Below are 18919 nucleotides of genomic sequence, written 5' to 3'. Positions count from 1 at the left end.
TCATTTGTCCGTGCTGCGCGGTTGATCCCTGCCCAGAGTGGACACGTAAGGTTATCGGCCGCCCGGCTGGATCTTCGGCAGGGGCGCCTTTCGTGGCGTCCGGCTTCCACACACGCCCACACCGGTGTCGAACTCCCGCTCCGACGTGCCGGGTTCACCGATCGTTCATCCCCGCGCCGCCGCTTCGGCGCAACCCGGGCCTAGCGTCACGGCTGGATCGTTCCGACACGTTGTCGGCGCCCACGCAGCTACTCGGAGGAACTCGTGCGCAAGCTTCTGCCGCTCATCGGCAACCCGCATGGGAGCGGTCGGTCCGCTCTCACCTGTCGCTACCGCTGTGGCGACGCCTGCTTCCACGAGGTGCCGAACACAAGCGACAACGAGTACGCGGGCGACGTCATAGCCCGTGCCTACTCCCGCCGCTCGATGCTGCGTTCCGCCGCCGTCGTGACGGTCGCCACCGCCGCCGGCTCCGCCGTGGCCCTCAGCGGCCCGGGGCAGACCGCCAACGCCACCCCGGCCGGTGAGGCCGCGGCCGCCGGCGCCGGCAAGGGCGGCGAGGCCGCCCGCGGCCTGCGCTTCAAGGCCGTCGCGCCCAACACCGACGACAAGGTCACCATCCCCGAGGGCCACGAGCAGAACGTGGTCATCCGCTGGGGCGAGCCGATCCTCAAGGGCGCTCCGGGCTTCAACCCCGACCAGCAGACGGCCGCCGCGCAGGCCGGTCAGTTCGGCTACAACAACGACTTCCTGAGCCTCCTCCCGCTCGGCGGGGACTACGAGCGCCGGCAGCTGCTCGTGGCCAACCACGAGTACACGGACGAGAACCTGATGTTCAAGGGTTACGACCCGGCCAACCCGACCCGCGAGCAGGTCGAGATCGCCTGGGCCGCGCACGGCCTGTCCGTGGTCGTCGTCCAGGAGGACCACCGCAGCGGCAAGCTGACCGCGGTCACCCGCCACCAGCTCAACCGCCGCCTGACCGCCACCAGCGAGTTCAAGCTGACGGGTCCGGCCGCGGGCAGCGCCCTGCTGAAGACCTCCGTCGACGCCACCGGCACCAAGGTCCTGGGCACCCTCAACAACTGCGCCGGCGGCACCACCCCGTGGGGCACCACCCTCCACGGCGAGGAGAACTTCAACCAGTACTTCGGCAACGCCGGCCAGGTCACCGACCCGACCGCCGCCGCCCGCCTCAAGCGCTACGGCGTGAGCGCCGGCGCCACCGAGCGCAAGTGGGAGCTCTTCGACAAGCGCTTCGACGTGGCGCAGGAGCCCAACGAGTCGCACCGCTTCGGCTGGGTCGTCGAGCTGGACCCGTACGACCCGAACTCCGTCCCGCGCAAGCGCACCGCGCTGGGCCGCTTCAAGCACGAGGCCGCGCAGCCGCGCCTGACCGAGGACGGCCGCCCGGTCGTCTACATGGGCGACGACGAGCGCTTCGACTACTTCTACAAGTTCGTCTCCTCGAAGCGGATGAAGAAGGGCGACTCGCGCGCGGCGAAGGAGCACAACCTGACGCTGCTCGACGAGGGCACCCTCTACGTCGCCAAGCTCACCGGCGACTCCCCGGCCGCCCAGGTCGACGGCACCGGCAAGCTCCCGTCCGACGGCGAGTTCGACGGCTCCGGCGTCTGGATCAAGCTCGCCACCGGCAACGTCTCGCACGTCGAGGGCATGACCGCCGAGGAGGTGTACGTCTTCACGCGCCAGGCCGCCGACAAGGTGGGCGCCACCAAGATGGACCGCCCGGAGGACGTCGAGCCCTCCCCGCGCACGGGCCGCGTCTACATCGCGCTGACCAACAACAAGGACCGCGGCGCGGCCGGCAAGGCTCCCGCCGACGAGGCGAACCCGCGCACCAACAACAAGCACGGCCAGATCCTGGAGCTCGCCGAGAACTTCGACGACCCGGCCGGTGACGGCTTCGCCTGGCGGCTCTTCCTGGTCGCGGGTGACCCCAACGACCCGGCGACGTACTTCGCGGGCTTCCCGAAGGACAAGGTCAGCCCGATCTCGTGCCCGGACAACGTGGCCTTCGACCCGCACGGCAATCTGTGGATCTCCACGGACGGCAACCAGCTCGGCTCCCACGACGGCCTGTTCGGCGTCGCCACGGCCGGTGACCGCCGCGGTGAGCTGAAGCAGTTCCTGACCGTCCCGCGCGGCGCCGAGACCTGCGGCCCGCTCATCCAGGACAAGCGCGTCCTGGTGTCCGTCCAGCACCCGGGCGAGATCGACGGCGCGTCCGTCGAGAAGCCGCAGTCGGTGTGGCCCGACGGTCCCGGCAAGATCGTCCGCCCGGCCGTCGTCTCGGTCTGGCGCAAGGACGGCAAGAACATCGGTGTCTGATCCGGCTGTTGGGCGGATGTCCCACGTGAGCGATGTTTCACGTGAAACATCCGCCGAGCCCGGTCAATTGCCGTCCGTCAGCCGCCCGACCGGGAGCGCGAGTGTCGTCACCGCGCCCCCGTCGGGCGCGTTGGCGAAGCTCAGCGTGATCTCCAGGACCGCCGCCTGTCCGGCCACGATCGTGAGCCCCAGCCCGTGGCTGCGTCCGCGGCCCGGGTCTCCGGTCCGGAACCGCTGGGGGCCCTGCTCGATCAGCTCGGGCGGGTAGCCCGGCCCGTGGTCGCGAACCGTCACCACCGGGCCCTCCACCGTCACCTCGACCGGCGGCCGGCCGTGCCGGTGGGCGTTGGCCAGCAGGTTGGCCAGGATCCGGTCCAGCCGCCGCCGGTCGGTGAGGACCACGGCGTCCCGGACGACCCGGACGGAGGCGGTGGGTCCGGCGCCCGCGACGGCCCGTTCCACGGCCCGGCCGAGTTCCACGCGGGCCAGATCGGCCCGTTCCACGCCCGAGTCCAGCCGGGAGATCTCCAGCAGGTCCTCGGTCAGCAGGTGCAGGGCCTTCAACCGGTCGTTGATCATCTCTTTGGGGCGGCCCTCGGGCAGCAGCGCCGCCGCGGCCAGCGAGCCGGTGAGCGGGGTCCGCAGCTCGTGCGCGACGTCCGCCGTGAAGCGCTTCTCCGCCTCCAGACGGTCCTGGAGCGAGCCGGCCATCGAGTCCAGCGCCTGCGCCACGTCCCGTACCTCGTCCCGGTCCCGGGAGCGGCGGCCCCGCCGTCGATCGTCCGCGCGGGAGGGGAAGCCCACCCGGGCGTCGAGGTCCCCGGCGCTGATCCTGCGGGCCACGGCGGCGGTGGTCGCGAGCCGCCGGCTGATCCGGTCGGCGAGGAAGAGGCCGGCCAGCGCCACCACACCGGCGGCGAGCGCGGCGGAGGCGAGGATCGCGGTGTCGATGTCCCGCAGTCGGCTGCGGGTGCTCTGGAACGGGATCCAGACGGCGAGTGCCTGTTCGTCGGCGGGGGCGGCGGCCCACATGACGGGCTTGCCGTCGTACGAGCCGACCATGCTGCCGGTGTCGCCGCGGTCGACGAGTTCCCGCAGCAGCGCGGGCAGCTGCGGCGGGTCGAGGACCACGTTCACGTCGCCGTGCGTGGTGCCGTACTCGTAGTGGCTGAGGGCGTGCTCCAGAGCCGTGTCCGCGTCCTTGCGGACCGCGCCGACGATCTGCTCGGCGACCACGTTGTGCACGAGGATCCCCAGCACGGCGGCGACCATGCAGCACACCATCGTGGTGGTCAGGGCGATCTTCCAGCGGAGGCTGCTCAGCGCGTGCATCGCTGCCGGTCCGGGCTGAGCGGGACACCCGTGAGGGACGGGCAGTCGTCGAGCGTGAGCTGGGAGAGGTTCATGATCCCGGCCTTCGGGTCCCAGACGTAGTCGGAGACGGCGACGTACGTGGGGTTCGAGGTCGGTTCGCGGACCGCGAGGTGTTCGGCGGCCACCTCCACGCCCTCCAGCACCGCCCGCAGGGACAGGATCCGGGCGATCCTCCCGTCGTCCTGGACGGTGTAGACGCGCAGTTCGCTGAGCCGGCCGTCGAGGTCCAGTGCGGTGATCAGCTCCTCCCGGCCGTTGCCCGTCAGGTCGTGCAGGACCGCGGGGCGCACCGGGCAGTCGGGCCCGCCGTCCACAGCCTGTGTGCAGAGCGCGAGCCGCTGGACGGCCCGGGGGTCGACGAGCCGGCCGGTCCCGCCGTCCTGTTCGGTGGCGGAGGTGATGTCGGCGCGTACGACGCCCAGCGCGTTCACCCCGCGCATGCTCAGGCCGGCCACCTTGGGGAGACCGGGTACCACGGCGGCCGTGCCCGGTTTCTGGTCCGGCGCCGGCGGGTCGGGGCGGATGTCCTTCCACAGGCTCAGCGGTGCGTGCACCGTGCCGAGGCCGCCCTCGTTCTTCAGCCCCTCCACGTCGGCGCACCCCGCCAGGAGGACGGCGAGGACGACCAGGGCCGGGGCGCGGTGCATGTTCCGATGCTCCCCCGCCGGGCGGTTCCCGGCCCGGACTCAGGCCCATCCGGGGGACCGGGGGTCAGGGCTCCGGCCGGGCGATGGCGCGGGCCGCCGCGACTTCCTGGTGGACGGGGGCCAGGACGCTCGACGTCCCGCCCGGGGGCTCCGCCTCGACGCGTTCCGGGACGGTGCTGCTGCGGACCCGCCCGGCCAGTTCGCGCAGCCGGGAGGCGATCTCCTCCACCTCGTCCGGGCCGGGCGGCGCCGCGCCGTGGTTGACCCGGACGCGGGCGGCGGTGGTCGCGTCCACGATCCGCTCGACGGCGACGACCAGCGGCCACCAGGCTGCCGCCCGTGCCCCCGTCGGCGGCGGTTCGGTCAGCGCCCGCTGGAACTCGCTGCGCACACCCGACAGGTCGCGGTAGATGCGCCGCCGGGCCTGGAGGCGGGCGGTGCGCGCCGCCGCGTGCGCGGACGCGTCCGGGAGGGGGGCGAAGGCCCGTTCCAGGTAGCGGGCGGCGTCGTCCACCGTGTCGGCGAGCCGGTCCCCGATCCGGGTGTGCCAGCTCTCGGGCCACAGCAGGTATCCCGCGACGAGGGTGATGGCGCAGCCGAGCAGGCTGTCCAGCAGCCGGGGGCGGATCAGGTCGAAGCCCTGGTGGTTGAGGAGGTCGGAGAGCAGCAGGATCACCGGGGTGATCGCGGCGGTCTGGAAGGCGTACCCCTTGACGGAGAAGGCGGGGATCAGTGCGCCGAGCACCATGAGCACCGGTACGTCCCACCAGCCGCGCGGCACCTCGGCGAGCACGGCGGCCGCGATGACGAGGCCGCCCGCGGTGCCGACCGCGCGCAGCACGGCCCGCGAGAACACCGAGCCGAAGTCGGGCTTGAGGACGAAGGTGACGGTCAGCGCGACCCAGTAGGAGCGCTCGACCTCGATCACCGAGACGAGCGACTGCGCGAGCCCGATGCACAGCGCGAGCCGCAGGCCGTACCGCCAGGAGGCCTCGGAGAACATCATGTCGCGCACGGCCCGCCGGGCCCGCACGCGCAGTGCGGCGGGCCGGCCGAGGCGGTCGTCCACGTTGCGCAGGTCCGGTTCGGCGAGGTACACGATCTTCGCGGCATGGCGCAGGGCCGCGTCGACGGCCCGTTCGGCCGGGGTGTGCGCGGCGGGCAGTTCCAGGACCGGGGTTCCGGTGCGGCCTTCCTCGATGGCGTCGGCGAGGTCCCGGACGGCCGCCGGGATCTCGGGTGGCAGCGGCCTGCCGCGCAGGTGTGCGGCGGGTGCGGCCTCCACCAGCGGGATCACCACGTTGAGCTGGGCGAGCATCCGCACGAGGGAGGGGTTGCGGCCGTGTACCCGGGCCCGGCGGCCGAGTACGAGGTCGTAGGCGTGGTTGATGGCGTGGGTGACCTGTTGGCGGCGTTCGTCGTAGAGGGCGCCGGGCCCGCCCGCGGCCTCCAGGGCGGTGGCCAGGGCCCGGTAGGTGTCGGCCACGGCGGTGCGCTCCGGCTGCCGGCCGCGCAGCGGCCAGCCCAGCAGGGTCAGCGCGAGCACGAACAGTCCGCCCGCGCCCAGCAGCAGGGGGGCCGTCCACCAGGGCTGGGGGAGCGGGAGTCCGGCGCCGATGACGGCGTTGAGGAGGAGCAGCAGCCCGGACACGGAGGCGACCGTGCCGATGGAGGAGATCATCCCGGAGACCAGGGCGATCAGGGTGAGGGCGCCGACGGCCAGCCAGCCGTGCCCGTAGACCAGGGTGCCCAGGGCCACGCCGACGGCGCCGAAGAGCTGCGGGACGGCGATGTTCAGGACCCGCATCCGGTAGGCGTCGGCGGTGTCGCCGATGACTCCGGCGAGGGCGCCCATGGAGGCGAGCGCCCCGTATTCGGGCTCGTCCAGGGCGAAGCCGACGGCGAGCGGGGTGGCCAGGGCGACCGCGGCGCGCGCCACGGCGGCCCAGGGGATCGGGGCGGAACTCGGCTTCAGCCCGTTGAGCAGCCAGTCGGGGGGAGCGAGCGGATGGTGCCGGGCTCGCCGCGACGATATGTGTTCGGTGCGTTCGGTGCTCATCCCGCTTCCGTGCCGCCGCTCGCGAATCGGTTCTTCTGGGCTCTTCTGCGTCGTTCTGCGCGTGTTGGTACCTTCCGAGCTTATGGGGTGCGGCGCAGTCGGCCCGTCACCCATGCGGCCAGTGCGGCGGTGAGCCCGATCACCAGCACCACCCAGGCGGTGGTGCGCAGGAACGCGGTGAGGGCGTCGTACACGGCTCCGGCGGCGGGCCGGTCGATGTCGGCGGGCAGGTCGTCCAGGGTGAGCCGGCGGCACACCTCAACCGTGAGCCACAGCAGTCCCGCCCCGACCGCGAGCCCGAGTCCGGTGGCCATCACGGCGCGCCTGCGGTGGACGGCGACCGCGATGGCGGCTGCGGCCAGGACCACGGTCAGCACGGGCAGCCAGACGCCGGCGATCTGCAGCATGTGGAAACTCTCCCGGAGGGCGCCGAGGTTGTCGTACTCCATGACCTTCACGGACAGGTGCGTCACCGGGATGCGGTCGGCGAAGGGCACGCCACCCTCGACGAGTTCGCCCTTGACCTCGGCTATGACGGGCGCGAGGTCGATGGTGACGGCGTCGCCGTGGCCGGTGGTGAGCGCGTCGAGGAAGGCGGCGTGGGCGGCGCGGTTGGCCGCGTCCCAGGCCGTCTGGTAGGCGGGGGTGCCGGCGAAGGAGTGCAGGGCCTCGCCCAGCAGGGCGTCCACGCCCATCTGGAAGGGGCCCGCGTCGATCTGCCCGGCGAGGGCGCGGGTGACCTGGGTGACGACGACTTCCTGGACGGCGGGGTTCGCGGCGAGCGGGGACATGGCGGCGGTGTAGCGGCCTGCGTCGCCGAGCTCGTGGTCCGCCCAGTACGCGACGGCGCTCGCGGGTACCAGGAGGGCCACGAGCGCGATCAGTACCGCCGACAGGATGGTGCGCACGTCACCAGGGAAAGCGGGCGCGGGCCGTGGCGCGAGCGGTGTTGCTGCGGTTGGGGGGTCGGCCGTCCGGCGGCGCGGCACCCGTGCCTGCACGTGTGGCGCTGGCGTCCCGGTGGCCGATGCCGCCGACTGCGCCATCGCCCACGCCATGACCGGGGCCGAACCGGCCTGGCGCAAGGCCCTCGCCGCCTGGCTCGCCGCGCGGGAGCGACACCGCACCACCGGACGACCGCAGCGGGCCCTCGCGCACGCTGCCCGTTGATCCACTTGCCGGTCCGGGGTGGCGGGTGTGCCCTGGAGGATGGGAGAGAGGAGCCCGTCATGGCACATGCGGCACCCACCGCCCCCAGACGGCAGCCCTGGCAGTCGGCGGACATGGCCCACCTGAGCAAGGGCGCCTACGTGCGACCTCTGCTCGCCGGACTCGTGTACGGCGTATGGGCCGCCTTCATCCAGCGCCAGATGGGTCCGGTCGACGCGGGCAACGTGTTCTTCGGGATCCTCTGCGGCGTGCTGTTCGCCGGGATCATGTTCGCCCTGGCCCGGATCGGCCCCCGCCTCAGGCGCGAGGTCCACGCCGCCTCGTACGGCGTCTTCCTCGGCATCGCCGCGGGCTATCTGCACAGCCTCACCGACTGCTCCGTGCTCCGTGCCACCATGACCGGCCTCTTCGTCGGCATCGGCATCGGCCTGGCGGCCTTCTACCGGTACTACCAGCGCGAGAACTGACGCCTGGACCCGAGGCGCGGAGCCACGCCTGAACCGGGGTGCCCGCAGGACCGCACGGTCCTGCGGGCACCCCGGTCGCCCCTATGCGGCGGAGTCGGCGGTGGCCGTCTGCGGTTCACTCTCGGACTCGACGGCGAGGCCGACAGCCTGGGCTTGTGCCTGGGCCTGGGCCTTCGGTGGTTCGGTCGGCTCGGTCGTGCGGACCGGTGGGGTGAATCGCGTGACCTCGGCGCGGAGCATGGCGTTCAGTGCGGCGTACGGGTCGATGGGCATGGCGGAACCTCACGGTGCTCAGGGGTGTGGGGGCTGCGTTGCGACCGGGGATGTCCCGGGGATGTCCTGCCGGGAGGGGGCGGACACCTCCTCGGCCCGCTCAGCAGCGCAGGACCACACTCCGCACCGTCCGCAGGGACAGGGCCGGGTCGGCCGTCTCCGCGGCCGGCCCGCACGGCGGCGCGTCCGGGTGTTTCACGTGAAACACCGCAAGGGTGACCCGCCGTACGCCGGGCAGCCCGCGCGCGATGGTCCGTACGGCCGCCCGTGCCTCGGGGTCGGCGGCCGGATCGGACTGGCCCTCGCCCGGTTCGCCGGGCTCGGAAGGCGCCATGGAGGCGGGACGGGACTCGGCGGCCGCGGCGCCGGCCGGGCCGGCGCCGAACACGCACAGCAGCACGACACAGGCCGCGGTCAGGGCCCGGGTCAGTGCCGTACGTGCGCGTCGCCTCCCGCTCATGCGAGGGGTGTGCCCCGCCACGCCGGGCGACTCCCCGACCGGCCCCGAGAAGCCTCCGACCGGGGGACGAATACGCCCCCCACGGCTGACGGACGACCGTGGGGGCGGGTAGCGGGTGCGGCCGCGCCGGACCGCGGGGCCGTGGGGGCGGGTTGGCGGATGCGGTCACGCCGGACCGCCTGGACCGCCGGGTCGGGTCAGTGGGTGCGGCGCTGCCCGGTCAGCCGGGCCAGCACGGCGGTCTCGCCGCCGAGCAGCCGCAGTTGGGGCCGGCCGGCCGGATCCTCCCGGGCGGTGGCCCCGCCGGGGGAGACCCGTACGACGGTGAACACGGCCGTACGGCTGTCCGCGCGCGGGATCTCGATGGTCCGGCCCCGCCGCAGCTCGCCGAGGCGCAGCCCCTCGGCGGTGACCACGGCCGTTCCGGCTGCCCCGGGTGCGGGACCGTCGGTGTCCCAGACGACCTCGTCGCGGTCGCCGCTGAGCGGCACGTCCACGCCCAGGCTGGGGATGCGCAGCCGCAGCGGCCGGGCGGACCGCAGGGGTCCCGTGACCGTCCGCAGCGGCCCGGCGGCGGTCCTCGGCGACCGCTGCCCGCGGCCGGGGGTGTGCTGCTCGGACTGCCCGGACTGCTCCAGCTCCCGAACGAGCCGGCGGTGTCCGGACAGCCCCAGCGCCCGCGAGGGCAGTGCGTCGTCGGTGGTCACGGCGGCGGGCTTGGCGCCTTCGCTCCGTTGCAACACCACGATCCCGGTGGACAACAGAGCCACCGTCAGCGAGGCGACGACCCACTGGGCGCGGGGCATGGGAATCCCTCCTGTCCGGCGCGTGCGGCCGGGTCATGTGAGCAGTGGACACCTCCTGTGCCCACCGGCACCCTGTGAAACACGGGGGACTGACGTTCCGTCACTGGCGTGTCGTCCCGGGATTCCCGCGTTTCCCCAGCTCGCACCGTGTGCCCGGGCCCCTTCCCGAGCCCGCGGGCGATGCGCCCGAAAGGGTGACGGGAAGGTGGCGCCGGTGTCTCACATGACGACGGCGGCCGTGCCCGCGCCCATCACGACGGCGGCGAGGTGCACGGCAGGGTGGCCGTAGTCGCCGTACCAGAGGTGACGGACCAGGCCGCCGAGGGCGGCCAGGGCGGCGATGACGCCGATCTGGCCGAACAGCGTGACGGCGCAGCAGGGGGCCAGGAGCAGCAGGAACGAGTTCAGCCAGAACGGGGCGGCGCCCGTCCAGCCCCGCCATTCCCTGATCGCCGTCGGCATGTGCTACCGGCCCCCCTCGTCGTCAACTCGTCGGCTGCACAGCCTCCTTGGGGGCGGAGGTGGGCGCAAGGGCCCGTTCGGCTAGATAGCCGAAGGCCAGGCCGAAAGTCGTCCACAGTGCGGTCTGGACGGCCAGGGACGTGACGCGGAAGTCCCAGATCAACGCGGCCGGGAAGCCCGCGGGGACCTCGTTGACGCCGGGCAGGAGGGCGTACGAGACGCCGACGGCGACGACGAAGGCCGCACCGGCGGCGACCGACGCGTTCCCGTTGCCGAGTCCGGGCGCGAGCCGCCGACCGAGGATCAGCGCGCCCGCCGCCAGCAGCGCGCTCAGGACGATCATCAGGAGGTAGAGGGCGGTCCGCCGCCCGGCGGTCTCCGGGTCGCCGACGGCGGGGGGATTGGCGGGGTACTTGAGGAACGGCACCAGGGTGACGGTGACGAACAGGGCCGCGGTGACCAGCGCGGCCGTGGCCCGCGGGCCGAAGCGGCCGATGCGGCCCAGCGCGTAGCAGTAGACGAGCGCGGCGATGCCGCCGAGCGCGACCGCGTACAGCAGGACGCCGGTGCCGAGTCCGGCCGTGGCCTGGAGGGCCCGGCTGACCGGTGCCTCCTCGCCGTGGTGGTGTCCGGCCGAGGAGGCCTCCTCGATGGCGATCGCCGCGTCCACCTTGGACTCACCGAGGAGGTACGCGACGAGGAAAGCGGCGGCGCCGGCCAGCAGACCGGCGAGCATGCCCCTGACGAGCAGCGTGCGGGGGGAAACGTTCATGGGTCGGTTCCCTTGCGGAGACGGAGGTCAGGTGCAGGGGAGTCAGTGGCAGGGGAACCCGAGGAGGTGGCGTCCGTCGTGGAACCACTCGTGGATCGTCTCGCCCTGGAAGACCGCGGTGGCGCCCTGCTCGGCGCCGACGAAGTAGAGCAGGACCAGCATCAGGATTCCGACGAACACGGCCCAGGGGGCCAGTGCGGAGAGCGAGATGGGGGCGATGGCGGGGGCGTTCGTCGTGGGCACGGCGGGGTGGGCCATGGCAGAACCTCCAGAGGGAACACGCGTCCCGGTCAGTGGTGCTCTCGACGACGGTGACGGGTCTGACTCGCCTCCCCCTCCGGGAGGTTTCACAGTGGCGCGACCGTGCCGGATTCTCACCGGTGCTTCCGTCGGACCGTCGTCATGCAGTTGTGTCGTCCGGACCGTACCGCGCTTACGCTCCCCTTATGAAGACCCCGTTGGTACGTGTCCGTCTTTCCGCGCTCCCACTGGACACGGCCGCCCGCCAGGGCCGCTTCGGTCACGCCCGGCCCTGCCCCGGGTACGAGGGGCTGCGCGGCCTGGACGCGGGGGAATGGGCGGGGCGCACCCTGGACGAGGTGGCGGCCGGGGACCCGGCGGCCCTGCAGGCGTGGATGACGGACCCCCGATACGCGCCCCCCGGCGGGGAGTCCACGGCCGCGCTGATCGCGCGCGTCGGGGCGGAGCTGGCCGCACTGCCCGCCGGCACCCACCGGCCGGCGGTCGAGCAGGCCGTCGTACGGGCGGCCGTGGTGTACGCCCTGGAGCTGCCGGCGCCGGTCTTCTGGCGGCTGGACGTCCGGCCGGAGTCGGTGACCACCCTCACCGGGCGGGCGGGGCGCTGGAACCTCCTCGTGGGCGGCCCGGAGGAAGCGGATCAGGGCTGACGCAGCGCTTCGGCCCGGACCCCGCGACGCGGTCCGGGCCGACGATCTGGCCTTCTCGTCGAGCGCTACGCGACGATCCAGTCGGACGTGGCGATCACCGGCTGTACGCCGTCGCGGTGCACGGTGCCCTCGATCAGGCCGTACATCCGGTCCGCCGCGAAGTAGACCTCGTTGTCGTTCTTGAGGCCGAAGGGCTCCAGGTCGACGAGGAAGTGGTGCTTGTTGGGGAGGTTGAGGCGCACCTCGTTGACCTTGGGGCAGTTGTCGAGCACCCGCTCGGCCATCTGGTTCAGGGTCTGCTGCAGCGAGTACGAGTACGTCTCCGCGAAGGCCTCCAGCATGTTCTTGCGGACCTTCTTGTACGACTGGTCCCAGTCGTACGAGGCGTCGTCGGCGGCGAGCGCCGAGTGTGCCCAGCGCGCGGTGACCTTGGTCGCCAGGATGCGGTCGTACGCCTCCTGAAGGGTCGTGTACTTGTCCTTGATGTAGCCGTGGAACTCGGAGTTGGTCGAGTTCATCACCGTCAGGTCCTTCAGGCCCGAGATGACCTGCAGGCCCGTCGTCTCGCTGTAGGTGATCTGCGCGGTGCGCACCTCCTGGCCCTTGCGGACGAAGGAGTGCTGCTCCTTGCGCGTCGGGACCGGGATGCGGTCCCACACGTACTCCTCGATGCGGATCTGCGCCTCGCGGATCGGCTGCTGCGAGGAGACGAAGTGCTTGGCGAGCAGGATGCCGAAGGCCTCGGGGGAGTCGATGCCGTGCTCCTTGCCGAAGGCGTACACCGTGTTCTTGGTGGTGTCGGTCGGTAGGCAGTTGGCGTTGTCGCCGGTGAGGTGGACGTCGCGGAACTCGCCGCGGAGCGCGACGGAGACGTTGAGGTCGCGGATCTCGTGCCAGGACCTGTCGCCGCCCTTGCGGGTGACCTTGACGATGCGGTTCTCGGCCTTGCCGTACTGGTTCTGTGCCAGGACGTGCTTGCTCATGGCTGTCTTCCTTCGGGTACACGGAGTCCGGCTGAGTGGATCCCGTACGCCCGGCGTCCAGCGGAAGGCCCGCTCCCCGCCGTTCGGTCACGGAGACCGCCCCGGGACTGACGTGCATCCCGGTCCGTAGGTGCTCTGTTCGGATTTCAGCACGTTCACGTGGTGTTCGTAATGGCGCGGAACGTCCAAGACAGGCACCCACGGATTGGGCGACCGTATGGTTGGGCAGGTCAGACCGTGTGCGCGTCGGCCACCGAGAGGGCCTGGTCGAGGATCTCCAGACCCTTGGCCACGTCCTGCGGCGCGATGTTGCAGGCCGGCGCGACGTGGATCCGGTTGCCGGCGACGAGCGGCCAGAGCCCGCCCTTCTTGCAGGCGGCGGCGAACTCGGCCATCGGCGCGTTGTCCGCCCCGGCGGCGTTGTACGGGACCAGCGGCTCGCGGGTCTCCCGGCTGCGTACGAGCTCCAAGGCCCAGAAGGTGCCGAGGCCGCGGACCTCGCCGACCGACGGGTGCCGTTCGGCCAGCGCGCGCAGGCCGGGGCCGAGCAGCTCGGCGCCGGTGCGGGCGGACTGCTCGACGGTGCCCTCCTCCTCCATGACGTTGATCGTCGCGACGGCGGCGGCGCAGGCCAGCACGTGCCCGGAGTAGGTCAGCCCGCCCGGGTAGGGCCGGCGGGCGAAGGTCTCGGCGATGGCGGTCGAGATCGCGACACCGCCGAGCGGAACGTAGCCGCTGGTCACGCCCTTGGCGAAGCAGATCAGGTCGGGGCGCACGTCCCAGTGCTCGGAGGCGAACCACTTACCGGTGCGCCCGAAGCCGACCATGATCTCGTCGAGGACGAAGACGATGCCGAAGCGGTCGCAGAGTTCGCGCACGCCGGCCAGGTAGCCGTCCGGGTGCACGAGGACGCCCGGGGCGCCGCCGACGGTCTCCAGGATGATCGCGGCGATGGACTGCGGGCCCTCGAAGACGATGGTGTCCTCCAGGTGCCGCAGGGCCCGCTCGCACTCCTCGGCCTCCGTGGCCGCGTAGAAGGGCGAGCGGTAGGCGAAGGGCCCCCAGAAGTGCACGACGCCGGCGGTCGCGGAGTCGTTGCCGAAGCGGCGGGCGTCACCGGTCAGGTTGATCGCGGTGGAGGTGGCGCCGTGGTACGAGCGGTACGCGGACAGCACCTTGGGCCGGCCGGTGTGCAGCCGGGCCATGCGGACGGCGTTCTCCACGGCCTCGGCCCCGGCGTTGGTGAAGAAGATCTTGTCGAGGTCGCCCGGGGTGCGCTCGGCGATCAGCCGGGCCGCCTCGGAGCGCACGTCGACGGCGAAGCCGGGCGCGACCGTGCACAGCCTGGCCGCCTGCTCCTGGATGGCCGCGGTGACCTTGGGGTGCTGGTAGCCGATGTTGGTGTAGACGAGGGCGCTGGAGAAGTCGAGGTAGCGGTTGCCCCGGTAGTCCCAGAAGTACGACCCCTCGGCGCCGGCGACGGCGAGCGGGTCGATGAGCTCCTGCGCCGACCAGGAGTGGAAAACGTGCTTCCGGTCAGCGTCTTTCACGGTGGCGAGGGCGTCGGCTTCTGCGTTCATGAAACGAGCGTAGTTGTCCAGGATGTGGACATGGCGGGGGTCGCCCACCGGCCTCGCCGTACAGGGCGGCGATCTCAGGCGGTGACGACGGACGCGACGGCCGAACGGGCGGCGCCGGCTACGAGAAGGCCCCCGCAGAAGAAATGCGGGAGCCTTCCTTCCGCGTTCCGCGGCGAGGGCCTACTTGTCGGAGTAGCTGAAATCCCCGACGGTCCACGCGCTGACGTCCTTCACCGCGATCCGGTACATCCCGCCCGTCTCGGGGATGCCCAGGGTGCCCTGGAGGATGCGCGCCACGTGGAAGTGCAGGTGCGAGGGTGCCGCCGCGGCCTGTCTGTCACGGCGGCCGGCGGAACTGAAGATCTCGGCGAACGGGCCCAGTTGGTCGGAGTCCCGCAGGACCTCGGCCACCCGCTGACGCCAGACCCTCTCGGGGGCGAGCCGGCCCGTGATGACGGCACCGTGGACCACGACGGTCAGGGACATCTGATTGGTCTGCTCCGACTCGACCATGGCGGCGAGATCGAGGAGCAGGTCGTCAGGGATCGACATGGACACCGACTCTAGCAAGCGCGGTCAGGCATCGGCCGGGCTTCCGAACAGTGCCGCGGCCTCCTGGAGCGGGGTCAGCGCGGGCACCGGCACCGGTGCCGGAAGATCGCGGCAGGTGAAGCCGAGCCGGGTCAGCGCCCGGGTGACCTCGGCCGCCGTGAAGTCGCGCCGGTCCTGCCGGGTGATGACCTCACCGACCTGCTTGACGGGGTAGGTGCGGCGGCTGATGATCACCGACGCTCCCGTGACGGGCTCGGCCTTGACGCCCTTCATCTTCTCCTCCACCTCGCTCTTTTCGAGGTCGAAGGGGTACCGGGCGATGACGAAGCGCATGATGCCTCACAGACGTGACGAAGAGGGCGGGACGGGCCGGCGGGAACAGGGGCGTCGCGGGGCGCGGGTCAGGCGGCCATGCCCAGGGAGCGGCGGCGCTCCTGGGCGGGGCGGCTGCGCCGGCCGCGGGAGGAACGCGCGCTGCGCCCGGACCGCTCCGGCTGCGGTGCGGTGATGGTGACCGGGATGCCGGAAGGGGTCTGGGCGCCGGTGATCCGGTTCAGGGCCTCTTCGCCGGAGCGGACCTGGGTGGTCTGCGGGACGATGCCCGCGGCCGCCATCAGACGGGTCATCTCGCGCCGCTGGTTGGGGGTGACCAGGGTGACGACGCTGCCGGATTCGCCGGCGCGGGCGGTGCGGCCGCCGCGGTGCAGGTAGTCCTTGGGGTCGGTGGGCGGGTCGACGTTCACGACGAGGTCGAGGTTGTCGACATGGATGCCGCGCGCGGCGACGTTGGTCGCGACCAGGACGGTGATGTGCCCGGTCTTGAACTGGGCCAGGGTCCGGGTGCGCTGCGGCTGGGACTTCCCGCCGTGCAGGGCCGCCGCGCGGACGCCGCTGTTGAGGAGGTCCTGGGTGAGGCGGTCCACGGCGTGCTTGGTGTCCAGGAACATCATCACCCGGCCCTCGCGCGCCGCGATCTCCGTCGTGGTGCGGTGCTTGTCGGTGCCGTGGACGTGGAGTACGTGGTGCTCCATCGTGGTGACGGCGCCGGCCGAGGGGTCGACGGAGTGCACGACCGGGTCGGTCAGGTAGCGGCGGACCAGCCGGTCGACGTTGCGGTCGAGGGTGGCGGAGAAGAGCATGCGCTGGCCTTCGGGGCGCACCTGGTCCAGTAGCGCGGTGACCTGTGGCATGAAGCCCATGTCGGCCATCTGGTCGGCTTCGTCGAGGACGGTGATCGCGACCTGGTTCAGTCGGCAGTCGCCGCGGTCGATGAGGTCCTTCAACCGTCCGGGCGTGGCGACGACGACTTCGGCGCCGCCGCGCAGCGCGTTTGCCTGCCGCCCGAGGGGCATGCCGCCGACGACGGTGGCCGTGCGCAGCTTCATGGCGCGGGCGTACGGCGCGAGGGCGTCGGTGACCTGTTGGGCGAGCTCGCGGGTGGGGACGAGGACGAGGGCGAGCGGCTGGCGGGGCTCCGCGCGCTGGCCGGCGGTGCGGGCCAGCAGGGCGAGGCCGAAGGCCAGGGTCTTGCCGGAGCCGGTGCGCCCGCGGCCGAGCACGTCACGGCCCGCGAGGGAGTTCGGCAGGGTGGCGCCCTGGATCGGGAACGGCACGGTCACGCCCTGCGCGCCGAGGGCGGCCAACAGCTGCTCGGGCATGTCGAGGTCCGCGAAGGACTCGACGGCGGGGAGCGCCGGGGTGATCGTCTCGGGGAGGGCGAATTCGCCCTGGAGGGCGGCGGGGCGGCGGCGGCCGCCGTAGCCGCCGGAACGGCCGGAGCCGCCCGAGCCGCCGTAACCCGAGCCGCCGGAGCGGCTGGCGGCGGAGGAGCCGAAACGGCTGCCGCGGCCGGAGCCGCCGAAGCCCGCGGAGCCGCCCTGGCGGGAGGTGCGGGAGGTGCGGTCGTTCGTGCGAGTGGTGCGGTTCATGCAGAACCTTCCTCGATGCGGCGCGTATCGAGGAATTCCCGGGCAGGGGGATTCGCGAGAACGAGCCGGAGTAAAACCGGGACGGGCCGTGCCGTGCCGTAAAGGCGGGCCGGTCCGTCGGGCAGAGGGTGCCGCGCTGCGCGTCGGAGAGCCGGGGTGCGGCGGACGGTGTGCGACGGGGGGCGGGGCGGTGCGTCGTGGGAGACACTGCCGCCCGGCCGGACGTTGAGGCGGGTCGGCGCCGAGCGCCGTCACCCGCCGCTCACGCGGCTCGTCGGAGGCCGACAGGGCGTGAGCGGGGAAAAAGCAACGCGCCGAGGCCCGCACCCCAAGGTGCGGGCCTCAGCTGCGTGTACGCGTCAGCGTCAGGCGGGAACGATGTTCTCGGCCTGCGGGCCCTTCTGGCCCTGCGTGACGTCGAAGGTAACCTTCTGGCCTTCCTGAAGCTCACGGAAGCCGGAAGAGGCGATGTTCGAGTAGTGAGCGAAGACGTCAGCGCCGCCGCCCTCCTGCTCGATGAAGCCGAAGCCCTTTTCCGCGTTGAACCACTTCACGGTGCCAGATGCCATATGAATTCTCCCTTGGGGCAGTGCCCGGGTCCGCACTGTGCGAGCCCGGCGTCGCCGCGATGATTGCCCCGACCGGAATGTGCAAATCTCACTGCATGCACCGGAAATAAAAAGTGCGCCCACCGAAAATCCGGTGAGAGCACTTGTAAGTTTTTGGGAACCACAACTGCAACTGACTTCACAGTAGCACGGGCGTTGGCTCGCGGGGCTTAAATTTTTTTCCTGTAGCAGGTGTGGCGAAATTCTGCACCCGCGGGGAGAGAAATCCACGCGTGAAAATCGTATAAACACGTGTGCCGCTGCGTGGGTTCACGGACCGGTCGGGCCCGCCCGGACGACACACCTAGGCGCTGATCCGCACCAGCGCGAGCGTGATGTTGTCGGGGCCGCCGGCGTCGATGGCGGCCCGCCACAGCTCGAAGGCGGCCCTGCCGTCGTCGTGCACGCGCAGCAGGTCCCCGATCTCCTCGTCGGGCACCGGGTCGGTCAGCCCGTCGGTGCACACCAGGTAGCGGTCGCCCTCGGTCAGCTCGAAGGCCGCGATGTGGGGCGCGATCGTGTGGTAGCCGCGGCTGCCGCCGAGGGTCTGGGTCACCGCCGAGGTGGTGCGGTGCCCGGGGGCCGGCGACGGGCTGTCGTCGACGCTGACCTGGTGGAGGCCGTCCGGGGCCGCGCGGTACACCTTGCTGTCGCCGATGTTGAACACCACCAGCGATTCGGGCAGGACGAGGGCCCCGGCGATCGTGGTGCCCATGGAGACCAGGTCCGGCCGGCCGTCGGTGGCCGAGTGCACGGCCTGGTTGCAGCGGCGCAGGGCGTCGGCGAGGGCGTCCTCGCCGTCCAGTTCGGCGCCGAGCGAGGCGAGGTGGCGTACGACCAGCTCGCTGGCCACCTCGCCGGCCGGCTGGCCGCCGAGCCCGTCGGCGACGGCGACGACGAGGGGTCTGCCGAAGGGGAAGAGCAGGGTCTGGGGGTTCTGGGTCACGGTCCCGCACAGGGTCCACGGACCGACGACGAGGCTGTCCTCGTTGTGTTCGCGCACCAGCCCGACATGACTCAGGGCGGTCACAGCTATGTAGGGCACGTCGATGACCCGCCTCTCGGCAACGGCAACGGCAGACGCGTACCTCCCCCATTGTCGCGCCGTCCCGGCATGCGGGGCGCGGTCTGCCGGAGCACCCTGGTCGTGGAGCCGTCTGTTCGCCGACCGGCGGCCCGGCCAGGAAGGACTGGAGATGTTCGCGAGGCTGAGCACCTACCAGGGATCACCGGTCCCCGCGGGGGGAGACGTGACCGCGAGTTCGGAGGCGGTCGTCAGCCAGGTCAAGGACGCTCCCGGCTTCCGGGGCGTCTACTACCTCGTCGACCGGGCCACGGGGGAGGCCAAGTCGCTGACCTTGTGGGAGGACGAGCGGGCCATGGACGACAGCGAGGAGCAGGCCGCCCGCATCCGCGAGGAGACGGCGCGGCGGGAGGGCCAGCGGATCGTCTCCGTCGAACGCTTCGAGGTGGGCTTCAGCCACCTCCAGCCGTAGCGCGGACCGGCACGCGGGCCGG

General features: G+C 72.2%; 22 protein-coding genes. 5 read left to right on the top strand and 17 right to left on the bottom strand.

Going from position 1 to position 18919, the window contains the following annotated elements; genetic code table 11:
• The first annotated feature begins 264 nt into the window (after positions 1-264).
• A complete protein-coding gene (locus ACZ6JT_RS18875; protein ID WP_469211127.1) occupies positions 265-2352 on the top strand; it encodes a PhoX family protein in 2088 nt (695 codons plus the stop codon).
• Positions 2353-2415: 63 nt separating this feature from the next.
• Here the strand turns inward: ACZ6JT_RS18875 and ACZ6JT_RS18870 are convergent, their stop codons facing one another.
• From ACZ6JT_RS18870 to ACZ6JT_RS18855, 4 genes are all read right to left on the bottom strand, one after another.
• A complete protein-coding gene (locus tag ACZ6JT_RS18870; RefSeq protein ID WP_469211125.1) occupies positions 2416-3684 on the bottom strand; it encodes a sensor histidine kinase in 1269 nt (422 codons plus the stop codon).
• Positions 3672-4373 (bottom strand): hypothetical protein, encoded by a 702-nt coding sequence (locus ACZ6JT_RS18865; protein ID WP_469211123.1) that lies wholly within the window; start codon positions 4371-4373, stop codon positions 3672-3674. Before ACZ6JT_RS18865 ends, ACZ6JT_RS18870 begins: the two co-directional genes overlap by 13 nt.
• A gap of 64 nt (positions 4374-4437) precedes the next feature.
• Positions 4438-6432: an FUSC family protein gene (locus ACZ6JT_RS18860; protein ID WP_469211122.1), complete on the bottom strand. Its 1995-nt coding sequence runs from the start codon at positions 6430-6432 to the stop codon at positions 4438-4440.
• An 80-nt stretch (positions 6433-6512) separates the two neighbouring features.
• Positions 6513-7340 (bottom strand): hypothetical protein, encoded by an 828-nt coding sequence (locus tag ACZ6JT_RS18855; protein ID WP_469211120.1) that lies wholly within the window; start codon positions 7338-7340, stop codon positions 6513-6515.
• Between the two features lie 112 nt (positions 7341-7452).
• On the opposite strand from ACZ6JT_RS18855, the gene ACZ6JT_RS18850 reads away from it, so the two are divergent.
• Positions 7453-7602: a hypothetical protein gene (locus ACZ6JT_RS18850; RefSeq protein ID WP_469211118.1), complete on the top strand. Its 150-nt coding sequence runs from the start codon at positions 7453-7455 to the stop codon at positions 7600-7602.
• Between the two features lie 59 nt (positions 7603-7661).
• Positions 7662-8069: a hypothetical protein gene (locus ACZ6JT_RS18845; RefSeq protein ID WP_469211116.1), complete on the top strand. Its 408-nt coding sequence runs from the start codon at positions 7662-7664 to the stop codon at positions 8067-8069.
• Between the two features lie 81 nt (positions 8070-8150).
• On the opposite strand, the gene ACZ6JT_RS18840 is transcribed toward ACZ6JT_RS18845, so the two are convergent.
• From ACZ6JT_RS18840 to ACZ6JT_RS18815, 6 genes are all read right to left on the bottom strand, one after another.
• Entirely contained in the window at positions 8151-8342 is a 192-nt protein-coding gene (locus tag ACZ6JT_RS18840) for a hypothetical protein (RefSeq protein WP_469211114.1), read from the bottom strand.
• Positions 8343-8442: 100 nt separating this feature from the next.
• The gene (locus tag ACZ6JT_RS18835) at positions 8443-8802 is read right to left on the bottom strand and encodes a hypothetical protein (protein ID WP_469211112.1); all 360 of its coding nucleotides are present in this window, start codon (positions 8800-8802) and stop codon (positions 8443-8445) included.
• Positions 8803-8999: 197 nt separating this feature from the next.
• Entirely contained in the window at positions 9000-9608 is a 609-nt protein-coding gene (locus tag ACZ6JT_RS18830; RefSeq protein ID WP_469211110.1) for a class F sortase, read from the bottom strand.
• Positions 9609-9827: 219 nt separating this feature from the next.
• Positions 9828-10070: a hypothetical protein gene (locus ACZ6JT_RS18825; protein ID WP_030718623.1), complete on the bottom strand. Its 243-nt coding sequence runs from the start codon at positions 10068-10070 to the stop codon at positions 9828-9830.
• Between the two features lie 22 nt (positions 10071-10092).
• Positions 10093-10842: a CbtA family protein gene (locus tag ACZ6JT_RS18820; RefSeq protein WP_469211108.1), complete on the bottom strand. Its 750-nt coding sequence runs from the start codon at positions 10840-10842 to the stop codon at positions 10093-10095.
• Between the two features lie 42 nt (positions 10843-10884).
• On the bottom strand, positions 10885-11100 hold the full coding sequence (locus ACZ6JT_RS18815; RefSeq protein ID WP_469211106.1) for a CbtB domain-containing protein: 216 nt from the start codon (positions 11098-11100) through the stop codon (positions 10885-10887).
• A 188-nt stretch (positions 11101-11288) separates the two neighbouring features.
• On the opposite strand from ACZ6JT_RS18815, the gene ACZ6JT_RS18810 reads away from it, so the two are divergent.
• Complete coding sequence (locus ACZ6JT_RS18810; RefSeq protein ID WP_469211105.1) at positions 11289-11750, top strand: histidine phosphatase family protein; 462 nt, start codon at positions 11289-11291, stop codon at positions 11748-11750.
• Positions 11751-11815: 65 nt separating this feature from the next.
• Here ACZ6JT_RS18810 and pucL read toward each other — a convergent pair whose 3' ends face one another.
• The 7 genes from pucL to ACZ6JT_RS18775 all read right to left on the bottom strand — a co-directional run bounded on the left by pucL (position 11816) and on the right by ACZ6JT_RS18775 (position 18446).
• On the bottom strand, positions 11816-12733 hold the full coding sequence (gene pucL, locus ACZ6JT_RS18805; RefSeq protein ID WP_469211103.1) for a factor-independent urate hydroxylase: 918 nt from the start codon (positions 12731-12733) through the stop codon (positions 11816-11818).
• A gap of 230 nt (positions 12734-12963) precedes the next feature.
• Positions 12964-14313 carry an aminotransferase class III-fold pyridoxal phosphate-dependent enzyme gene (locus tag ACZ6JT_RS18800; RefSeq protein ID WP_469211101.1) on the bottom strand — a complete coding sequence of 450 codons (1350 nt, stop codon included), beginning with the start codon at positions 14311-14313 and terminating at the stop codon, positions 12964-12966.
• Positions 14314-14493: 180 nt separating this feature from the next.
• Positions 14494-14865, bottom strand: a complete 372-nt coding sequence (locus ACZ6JT_RS18795) for a hypothetical protein (RefSeq protein ID WP_469211100.1) — start codon at positions 14863-14865, stop codon at positions 14494-14496.
• Positions 14866-14889: 24 nt separating this feature from the next.
• Positions 14890-15198 (bottom strand): SCO5918 family protein, encoded by a 309-nt coding sequence (locus ACZ6JT_RS18790; protein WP_469211098.1) that lies wholly within the window; start codon positions 15196-15198, stop codon positions 14890-14892.
• Positions 15199-15266: 68 nt separating this feature from the next.
• Entirely contained in the window at positions 15267-16793 is a 1527-nt protein-coding gene (locus tag ACZ6JT_RS18785) for a DEAD/DEAH box helicase (RefSeq protein ID WP_469211097.1), read from the bottom strand.
• Between the two features lie 365 nt (positions 16794-17158).
• Positions 17159-17362: a cold-shock protein gene (locus ACZ6JT_RS18780; RefSeq protein WP_030011983.1), complete on the bottom strand. Its 204-nt coding sequence runs from the start codon at positions 17360-17362 to the stop codon at positions 17159-17161.
• A 343-nt stretch (positions 17363-17705) separates the two neighbouring features.
• Positions 17706-18446 carry a PP2C family protein-serine/threonine phosphatase gene (locus ACZ6JT_RS18775; RefSeq protein WP_469211095.1) on the bottom strand — a complete coding sequence of 247 codons (741 nt, stop codon included), beginning with the start codon at positions 18444-18446 and terminating at the stop codon, positions 17706-17708.
• A 205-nt stretch (positions 18447-18651) separates the two neighbouring features.
• Here ACZ6JT_RS18775 and ACZ6JT_RS18770 point away from each other — a divergent pair, with 205 nt between their 5' ends.
• Entirely contained in the window at positions 18652-18897 is a 246-nt protein-coding gene (locus tag ACZ6JT_RS18770) for a hypothetical protein (protein ID WP_469211093.1), read from the top strand.
• The last annotated feature ends 22 nt before the right edge of the window (positions 18898-18919 follow it).

Source organism: Streptomyces sp. NPDC046308 (assembly GCF_055588065.1).
The sequence above is the reverse complement of the archived record's forward strand: the minus strand, read 5'-3'. Positions and strand labels throughout refer to the sequence as shown.

Coding starts and splice junctions, on each gene's coding strand:
- ACZ6JT_RS18870 (WP_469211125.1), bottom strand. CDS start 3,684: ATGCACGCGCTGAGCAGCCTCCGCTGGAAGATCGCCCTGACCACCACG.
- ACZ6JT_RS18865 (WP_469211123.1), bottom strand. CDS start 4,373: ATGCACCGCGCCCCGGCCCTGGTCGTCCTCGCCGTCCTCCTGGCGGGG.
- ACZ6JT_RS18860 (WP_469211122.1), bottom strand. CDS start 6,432: ATGAGCACCGAACGCACCGAACACATATCGTCGCGGCGAGCCCGGCAC.
- ACZ6JT_RS18845 (WP_469211116.1), top strand. CDS start 7,662: ATGGCACATGCGGCACCCACCGCCCCCAGACGGCAGCCCTGGCAGTCG.
- ACZ6JT_RS18840 (WP_469211114.1), bottom strand. CDS start 8,342: ATGCCCATCGACCCGTACGCCGCACTGAACGCCATGCTCCGCGCCGAG.
- ACZ6JT_RS18835 (WP_469211112.1), bottom strand. CDS start 8,802: ATGAGCGGGAGGCGACGCGCACGTACGGCACTGACCCGGGCCCTGACC.
- ACZ6JT_RS18830 (WP_469211110.1), bottom strand. CDS start 9,608: ATGCCCCGCGCCCAGTGGGTCGTCGCCTCGCTGACGGTGGCTCTGTTG.
- ACZ6JT_RS18825 (WP_030718623.1), bottom strand. CDS start 10,070: ATGCCGACGGCGATCAGGGAATGGCGGGGCTGGACGGGCGCCGCCCCG.
- ACZ6JT_RS18820 (WP_469211108.1), bottom strand. CDS start 10,842: ATGAACGTTTCCCCCCGCACGCTGCTCGTCAGGGGCATGCTCGCCGGT.
- ACZ6JT_RS18815 (WP_469211106.1), bottom strand. CDS start 11,100: ATGGCCCACCCCGCCGTGCCCACGACGAACGCCCCCGCCATCGCCCCC.
- ACZ6JT_RS18810 (WP_469211105.1), top strand. CDS start 11,289: ATGAAGACCCCGTTGGTACGTGTCCGTCTTTCCGCGCTCCCACTGGAC.
- pucL (WP_469211103.1), bottom strand. CDS start 12,733: ATGAGCAAGCACGTCCTGGCACAGAACCAGTACGGCAAGGCCGAGAAC.
- ACZ6JT_RS18800 (WP_469211101.1), bottom strand. CDS start 14,313: ATGAACGCAGAAGCCGACGCCCTCGCCACCGTGAAAGACGCTGACCGG.
- ACZ6JT_RS18795 (WP_469211100.1), bottom strand. CDS start 14,865: ATGTCGATCCCTGACGACCTGCTCCTCGATCTCGCCGCCATGGTCGAG.
- ACZ6JT_RS18790 (WP_469211098.1), bottom strand. CDS start 15,198: ATGCGCTTCGTCATCGCCCGGTACCCCTTCGACCTCGAAAAGAGCGAG.
- ACZ6JT_RS18785 (WP_469211097.1), bottom strand. CDS start 16,793: ATGAACCGCACCACTCGCACGAACGACCGCACCTCCCGCACCTCCCGC.
- ACZ6JT_RS18780 (WP_030011983.1), bottom strand. CDS start 17,362: ATGGCATCTGGCACCGTGAAGTGGTTCAACGCGGAAAAGGGCTTCGGC.